The 8,700-nt window shown below is 64.6% G+C and carries 2 protein-coding genes and 2 pseudogenes; 2 read left to right on the top strand and 2 right to left on the bottom strand.

The window, feature by feature from the left end; genetic code table 11:
- The first annotated feature begins 54 nt into the window (after nucleotides 1–54).
- Entirely contained in the window at nucleotides 55–7,428 is a 7,374-nt protein-coding gene (locus AB0J42_RS28910; RefSeq protein ID WP_364299860.1) for a LamG-like jellyroll fold domain-containing protein, read from the top strand.
- Nucleotides 7,429–7,450: 22 nt separating this feature from the next.
- Nucleotides 7,451–7,774: a hypothetical protein gene (locus AB0J42_RS28915; protein WP_364299862.1), complete on the top strand. Its 324-nt coding sequence runs from the start codon at nucleotides 7,451–7,453 to the stop codon at nucleotides 7,772–7,774.
- 371 nt (nucleotides 7,775–8,145) lie between these two features.
- On the opposite strand, the pseudogene AB0J42_RS28920 reads toward AB0J42_RS28915, so the two are convergent.
- Together AB0J42_RS28920 and AB0J42_RS28925 are read right to left on the bottom strand one after the other, a co-directional pair.
- A pseudogene (locus tag AB0J42_RS28920) lies at nucleotides 8,146–8,301 on the bottom strand (IS701 family transposase); the annotation flags it as partial.
- Nucleotides 8,302–8,365: 64 nt separating this feature from the next.
- Nucleotides 8,366–8,575: pseudogene (locus tag AB0J42_RS28925) on the bottom strand (transposase); the annotation flags it as partial.
- Nucleotides 8,576–8,700: the final 125 nt, after the last annotated feature.

Raw genomic sequence — 8,700 nt, forward strand, 5'->3', positions numbered from 1 at the left:
GTTGTGGTTCGGAGTGTGGTGGCGCATGCGCCGGGTTTGTCATGGCGTCGTTCGGTGGGCACTGTTGTCGCATTGGCCGGGATGACGCCGGGCTTACTCGTCTTGTCGACCTATCCGGCCACTGCGACCTTGGCGACTGAGACCGTCAATGACGCTGCGGCTTCACCGGTGATCCCGCAGCAGATGCGCGGATCGGCACAGAGCCTGCCATCCTTGCTGCCCACGACGCAATTGGAACAGGTGCCGGAACCCCGGGCTGGGTGGAAGGCGCAGGTGCAGCCGCCCGAGGGGGCGGTGCCCGCCGAGGATCGCACGCAGGACTCGGGCGGCTCGCAGCCGGATGAGGATCTTCCGGCGGGGGTGCGTAGGGCTGAGCAGGCTGAGCGGTCGGTGCTGGCGGTGCCGAGCCTGGTGGACGTCTATCCCAAGCAGGGATATTTGGTTGATTCTCTGCGGCCGACGTTGCGGGCGTGGGGGCGTAGTAACAACTACGGTGGCTCGGCGTTGTCGTACTCTTTTCGGATCTGCGATGTGGAGTCGATGTCCGGCTCCGGATGCACTAGCTCCGGATACGTGTCAGGCAGTCGCAACAGATGGCAGGTGCCGGCCGGCAAGCTGGAGTGGGGCAAGCAGTATTGGTGGCGGGTCACCATCCGCGACTCCTACGACTACTCCACGACAAGCTCGCCTGTGCTGACGTTCACCACCGGGGTGCGCCAGCCGGTGGTGTCGTCGCTGCTGGCCACGCGGGGGGCCGGGGGCCGGGAGTTCAACCAGCAGACCGGTAACTACACCGCCACTTTCACCGACCTGACGGTGGCTACGGTGGGGCCGCCGCTGTCGGTGGTGCGCACCTACAACAGTTTGGATCCGCGAACGGATGGCATGTTCGGGGCGGGCTGGTCGACCCGCTGGGACATGAAGGTCGTCGAGGAGGTGCGCGGGGCGTCGACGTCGGCTGTGGTGACCTATCCGGACGGGCGCCTGGTGCGTTTCCTGGCCAATGGGGACGGCAGCTTCCAGTCGCCGCCGGGCATGTACGCCACGCTGGCGGAGGAGAACGGCGGCTGGCGGCTGATGGACAAGAGTGCCACCACCTACCTGTTCAACTCCTCCGGCAAGCTGACCGAGATCAAGGATCGACGCGAGCGCACCCAGACGCTCACTTATGACGCGGGCGGCAAGCTCACCACCGTCAGCGGAGTGGGCGGCCGGTCAGTAACGTTCACCTGGCAGGGCGACCGGGTGGCCTCGGTGTCCAGTGCTCCGGTCGGCGGGCAGCCGCTCACCTGGACCTACACCTATGACGCGGGCCGGTTGGTGGAAGTGTGTGCGCCGGTGGCGGCCCCCAACTGCACTACCTACGCCTACGGTGGCGGGTCGCTGTATCGCAGCCGGGTGCTGGATTCCGACCCGTTCGGTTACTGGCGGCTGGGTGAGGCGTCCGGCACGACCGGCACTGATCTGGGCGCGGGTGCCGGTGATCTGACCTATCAAGGGGTGACGCTCGGCCAGCAGGGCGCGCTGGCGGGGACCACCGACACCGCCGCGGGCTTCCAATCCGGTTCGATCGTCAAGCTGCCCTCGAACACGATCCCGCACCTGGGAGACGAGCTGTCGGTCGAGGCGTGGTTCAAGACCAGCCAGTCCGGCGTGCTGGTTGCGGCCGGCACCCAGCAGAGCGGCAACCTCGCCCGCGGCGCGATGCTGTATGTGGGCACCGACGGCAAGCTGCGCGGCGCGCTGGACGCGGTGATGTCCCCCATCACCTCCACCGGCACTGTGAACGACGGCCAGTGGCATCACGCGGTGCTGACCGTGGAGGGCGAAGATCAGACGCTGTATCTGGACGGCCAGCAGGTCGGCACCACGACCGGCACCGTGACCGCGTGGCGGACCTACGCCACGATCGGCAACGGCGTGACCGATGCTTCCAGATCCCCGGCGGTGCCGTCGGGTGTGCAGGCCTTCCCCCTGCAGGGTCACATGGACGAGGTCGCCCTCTACGGCAAGTCGCTGACTGCGGCTGAGGTGCAGGCGCACTACGCGGCTCGCGCGGGTGCGTCGCATCAGCTGTCGACGATCACTTTGCCGTCTGGGCGGGTGTGGGCGTCCAACACCTACGACGACAAGACAGACCGCATCGCCACTCATGTGGACAACAACGGCGGCACCTGGCAGATCAGCGATCTCAGCATCGACCAGCAGTACGGCGAGGCCCAGGTGTTCGTCACCGATCCGGGCAACAACACGCTGGGGTATCTGTATGACGCCTGGCGCGGCTATCGCATCCGCGGTGAGACCGACCAACTGCAGAAGACCACCTGGTGGGAGTACGACCAGGCGGGGTTCCTGAACAAGGTCATCGACCGCAACAACATCTTCAACGAGATCTACCAGGACAAGCGCGGCAACACGCTCGGCAGGCAGTACTGCCGGGCGCAGGGGCAGTGCGCTATCGAGTTCTGGACCTACTACCTGAACGAGAACGACCCGTTCGACCCGCGCAACGACCAGGTAATCGCCTACCGGGACGGGCGTTCGAACTCTGACTCCGATGCCACCTTCGCCACCACCATCGTCTACAACAGCCACGGTGAGGTGACCGAGCAGACCAGCCAGAAAACCGCGGACTTCCCGTCCGGCCGTACCGTCACTACCACCTACACCGACGGCAGCGAGAGCGCGGTCGGCGGAGGCACCACCCCGGCCGGTCTGGTCAAGACCCGTACCGACGCGCGCGGCAGCGTGTGGAGTTACCGTTACAGCGCCGCAGGGGATCTGGCCGAGCAGACCGACCCCGAAGGCCTGGTGACCGAGTTGGAGTATGACGTGCTGGGCCGTCTGACCTCCAGCACCCGTATTTCCGCCGCCGTTCCGGGGGGTGCGGAGACCACCTTCTCCTACGACGGGCGCGGCCGGGTGACCTCCAGCACCGCCCCCGGAGTGAAGAACGAGATCACTGACGTCACGCACACCGCCCAGACCCGCTACGCCTACGACGCCGACGGCAACGTGACCTCGAAGACCGTGGCAGACCTGACCGGTGGCGAGCCGGACCGGGTCACCACCTACACCTACGACAGCCACGGCCGGCAAAAGACGATCACCGGACCGGAGGGCGGCGTAGTGCAGCAGGTGTGGAACCAGCACGGTTGGCTGACCCAGGTGACCGACGCGCGCGGCACGGTGATCGAGTCGGGCTACAGCAAGCGCGGCGAACTCGTATCGCGCACGTTGAAGGGCTGGACCGGCAGCCCAGTAAACCCGCAGCCCGCACAGGACGTGCTGCTGGAATCACGCGCCTATGACGCGGGCGGGCGACTGGTCGCCGTCGTTGATGCGATGGGCCGAAAGACCACCAACGTGTACTGGTGGGACAACCGGCTCAAGGAGCAGATCGCCGACGACGCCAAGCTCAACGGCTCCACTACACCCCGAGATGTGGTGGTGCATGCCGATGAGTACGACCCGGCGGGCAACCTCATCGAGCAGATGACCGGCCACGGCACCACCATCACCGTCTTCGACTACGACGCGGCCAGCCGCCTGGTCTCACAGACGCTCGACCCAGGCGGGCTGGCTCGCACCACCGCCTTCACCTACGACGCCAACACCAACATCACCAAGAAGACCCTCACGGCTGCGGGCACCGGCCGAACCGAATCCACCAGCTACGCCTACAACAAGCTCAACCAGATCACCCGCGAGACCATCGAGAACGGCGCCCAGGACATCGTCTCCACTTTCGGCTATGACGAGCGCGGCCTGGTCACCTCCATCACCGATCCGCGGGGCAACACCGACGGTGCCACCGCGGCCGACTACACCACCACCCTGCGCTACGACATCCTGGAACGGTTGGTGGAGACCACCGCCCCCGAGGTGCAGGTGGATAAGAACGGCACCGCCAGTCAGGTTCGCCCGTCGACACTGATCGGCTACGACGCGGTCGGTAACCAAACCCACCAGACCGACGCCGAGGGCCGCACCCACGTCTCCGCCTACGACAAGGCGGGACGGCTGATCAGCACCACCGCGCCCGCCTACACCCCGCCAGGCGGCACCCCGATCACACCCGTCATCCAACATGCCTATGACACGGCCGGGCTGCGGACCAGCACCACCGATCCGCGCGGCAACGTCACCGGCTTCACCTACGACCAACTCGGCCGCCAGGTCAAGGTCACCGCCCCGGCACCCGCCGGGCAAACCGCCGGAACCTGGATCACCGAGTACGATCTGGTCGGAGAGGCCACCGCCAGCATCGGGCCGACCGGTGCCCGGACCGAGGCAACCTATGACGACCTGGGCCGGCAGATCACCAGCACTCAGATCGAGCGCAAGCCCTCCACGGCTGCCTACGTGACCAGGATGGAGTACGACGACGCCGGCCGCCTGGTCAAGCAGGTCGCCCCAGGCGACAAGACCAGCACCTATACCGTGAACCCGGCCGGTGAGGTCACCACCGTCAAGGACCCGCTGAACCAAACCACCACGATGGACTATGACCTGGCTGGCCGCCTGGTCAAGACCACCGACCCGCTGGGCAACGCCACCACCGCCGAATACGACCTGGCCGGACGGCAGACCGCTGTCAAGGACCTCAACTCCAGCGGCACCGTGCAACGCAGCTTCTCCTATGGCTATGACGCGGTCGGCAATCCGACCAGCGCGACCACGCCGGAAGGCCACACCACCCAGCAGACCTTCGACGCCCTGAGCCGCCTCACCTCGTTGATCGAACCTGTCTCAGCCAGCGAGTCGATCACCACTAACTTCGGCTACGACGCCACCGGTGCCCGCACCAGGTTGACCGACGGCCGCGGCCACGCCACCTGGACCAGCTACAACAGCCTCGGTCTGCCCGAAACCGTCACCGAACCGGCCACTACCGCCCACCCCAACCTGGCCGACCGCACCTGGACCTACCTCTATGACGCTGTCGGCAACCCTGTAGCTACCATCCAGCCGGGTGGGGTACGTATCGACCGCACGTTCGACCACCTCAACCGCCTCACTGACGAGGAAGGCGCCGGAGGCGGCGCCGCAACCGCCGAGCGCACCATCGGGTACGACCTGGCAGGCCGCGCCACCACAATCGGCGACCTGACCGTGGACTACAACGACCGCAACCTGCCCTTGACAGTCTCCAAGGGCGGCAACCAGCAGACCGCCTACAGCTACGACGCGCTCGGCAACCCCACCCAGCGCATCGACGCCGCAGGCACCGCAGCCTTCACCTGGGACAACGCCAACCGGCTCGCGACCGCCACCGACCCGGTCACCGGCCGCACCCTCACCTACGGCTACGACGCGGCCAGCCGCCTGAAGACCATCACCGCCACCAGCGGCCAGGCCAGCACCCAGACCTTCGACTACGACCCGATGGACCGGCTGACCGACCACACCCTCAGGAACAGCTCGGGTACCCAGCTCGCGAAGATCACCTATGGGTGGGACAGCGACGACAACCTCACCACCAAGACCACCACCGGCACCGCCGGGGCAGGCACCAACACCTACGGCTACGACCACGCCGGACGCCTGACCTCCTGGACCGCCCCCGGCGGCGGCACCACCGCCTACGAGTGGGACGCCTCCGGCAACCGCACCAAGGCCGGCAGCGCCACCTACACCTATGACGAACGCAGCCGCCTGACCAACGGTGACGGCACCGACTACACCTATACCCCGCGCGGCACCCTGGCCAGCCAGATCGAGGACGGCACCACCACCTCCTACACTTTCGACGCCTTCGACAGGATGATCGCCGACGGCGACAGCCTCTACAGCTACGACGCCCTCGGCCGCGTCACTAGCCGCATCCGCGGCACCACCAACCAGACCTTCGCCTACTCCGGTCTCGGCAACGACCTAGCATCGATCAGCGCAAGTGGCACCGTGCAAGCTAGGTACAGCCGGGATGCCTTCGGCTCCCTGCTCAGCCTGCAAGAAGGCGGCGGACCTGCGGTGGCGGCCCTGTCGGATCTGCACGGCGACCTGGTCGCCACATTCACCACATCACTGGTGACCAGCACCAGCTTCGACCCCTTCGGCGCCGTCACTGCCCAGACCGGAGCTGCCACCACGCTCGGCTACCAGGGTGAGTACACCGACCCGGACACCAGCAAGGTCAACATGCACGCCCGCTGGTATCAGCCCGGCACCGGCACCTTCACCAGCCGCGACACCGCGACCCTCAACCCGAACCCGTCCGTGCAAGCCAACCGCTACACCTATGCCAATGCCTCCCCCCTGACGGGCATCGACCCGACCGGCCACTCCACCGTCTCAACTGGTGTGGGCTCCGGCGGTAGCACAGGTTATGCCGGAGTCGGGTGCAGCAGCGGCTACCTGTGTCTCGGAGCCGCTCAAAACGGCGGCTTCAAGTATCCGCCCGCCGGCGTGGCCGATATGACCTATGGTGTTGGCGGCAGTGGCTGCGTCGACAGCAGCAGTCGCATCTGCCACGAGACCTACGGACAAGAACGTTGGTGGAGCGACTTCGTCACCGCCCCCGGCTATGAACTAAGGAGTAACCCCCGCTTCTCCGATGAGGAAGCAAAGCGTATCGGGGTCATGCCGAATGGGAGGCCTGTGCCGAAACGTGTGGACAACCTGGTCATTGATTTTTGGGAAGCCAGCGTTGCGGCTCAGGATGACTTCATGAGCAAATACACGCCTGTGGTCAGCGATGAAGCATTGGCGATTACATGGGCGGTTACCGCCGCCTACCACAATCAGTTCCCAAGCTGCTCCTGCTTTGCAGGTGCTCTCGGTAAGCCCGCGAAGGTCACGACGAAAACGGCGACACATCGTGCGGCAGACGAATTCGCTCGCATCTGGGCGAAAGTCAAGGGGCCCACGTGGACTAATGCCGACGGAGCCCTATACGGGTATCACATTAAACACGGTAATCGTGATAAGGCTAAAGCAATGGTCCAAGCCTTCAAGGAAAAGTGGGTTAGGGCTTACAAAGACGTCATCGTAGCTGCCGCTGTCTACTGGGGAATACCTCCTGTCCTTCTTGGAGGAATCGCTTATGGTGAAGTGGGTGGAGACCCTCCCATCATCGACGATCTGGCTTTTCTGAAGCGCATGATTTTTGATGACAGGGAGACGCTTTTCGCAACCTCCTTCGGCTCGGTCTCGATGCAATTCGGGCTTGCCATGGATCTGCTCGGATATACGAAGGTGGATGTGACGCTGGGTAGTCAGATAATAAAGCTTCTCAAAAATCCTGCCTCTAACCTCTTTCTCGCCGGGAAGCATCTGGCGAACCTCCATGGTCAGAGGCCTGGATGGGATGAAAAAGAGACACGCCGAGTCGTAGCCGCGTGGAATGGGTCGGGGCCCGATGCGCAACGATACGCGGATCGCTATTTCAAGGCATTGCCAACCGTGAAAAGCATCATCGGTAGGTAATCAATCAGTTTGAGGAGGATCTGTGGTGCAAGTGGCCGATGATCGGCAATCTGGCGGAAAAGAGAAAACGCTTGTGTGGAGGGCGCTGTGGGCTTGCATGTTTGTCCCCGCCTTTCTGGCTGTAATCGTAGGCGAGCTTATTCCAGTTTACGATTATGCATGGGATGATATGAGGCCGGAGCGCCTTGATAAGGACGCGCTTGCGGTGGTGCGAGCGATGCTACAGCTGGCCTATATTCCAACGATTCTCTCTAGTGCTCTTCCGGTCGGCTCGCGAGTTATGCGAGGTTTCAGTGTAGCTTTGGGTGTCATCATTTCGGTGCTCCTGCTGAACCTCCCAGAATAGCTTCAAGTCGTCCAGAATCTAACCTCGATCTAAGGAGATCCGACAGGTCGCCGTTAGTACTCCAGCCGCACTTATTGATCGATGAGTCGTTGCTGCCGTTGGTAATGGCAGCGGCGGGAGCGGGCCTGATGTCGACGGCGCCACTGTGACCAGCGGATCCGGTGACTGGCGGGGTGTCGGGGCTGGGCGAGGTGGGCGTGCAGACGCCGGATCTCGTTGACGGTGAGCGGGATCAACTCGCCGGAATCGTCACCGTTCGCACTCTCAGGTCGTGATCGTCCCTGTTGGCAGGGCCCCTGTGTGGCGAGGCCTGGGGAAGTCTCGCCCTGCTGATCGCTTGTTGCGCCGGGCGGGCCGGGTGGACCGGCGGCAAGGAAGGCCAGGTGAGCGTGGGCGACCATGGCCAAGGTGATGTGCCGATACCAGGCCAGGTGCTTGCGGACCTGGTAGTGGTCCAGGCCGACCTCGTTCTTGGTGGCCTGGAAACACTCCTCCACGCTCCACCGCGATCCGGCCACCCGCACCAGGCTCCGGGTCACGTCCACGGACGTGGTGTATGAATCGATCTCCGCGTGATCCTGTTTCTGCAGGTTAAGCGGTAAGTGTCTGCGGAAGCGGATTCTGGACCGGTGTGTCGCCCGCGATGAGCCGGACGCGGGCTTTGGCCAGGATGTCCAGGCCGAGGTAGCGGCGGCCTTCGGTCCACTCGTCGTGCTGCTCGGCCAGCACCGCGCCGACCAGCCGGACGATCGCCTCGCGGTGCGGGAAGATGCCGACCACGTCGGTGCGGCGGCGGATCTCCTAATAAAGGCAGAACGTTCCCGGTGCGCGGATACGGCAGCCGTAGATCGTGATCTTCACGGTGTTGCCGCTGGTCGTGTGGCGTGACGCGAAGAGCCGCCGCGATCATGTCGAGTTGTGACACA

The organism is Nonomuraea sp. NPDC049649, assembly GCF_040675175.1.
Taxonomy (GTDB): Bacteria; Actinomycetota; Actinomycetes; order Streptosporangiales; family Streptosporangiaceae; genus Nonomuraea.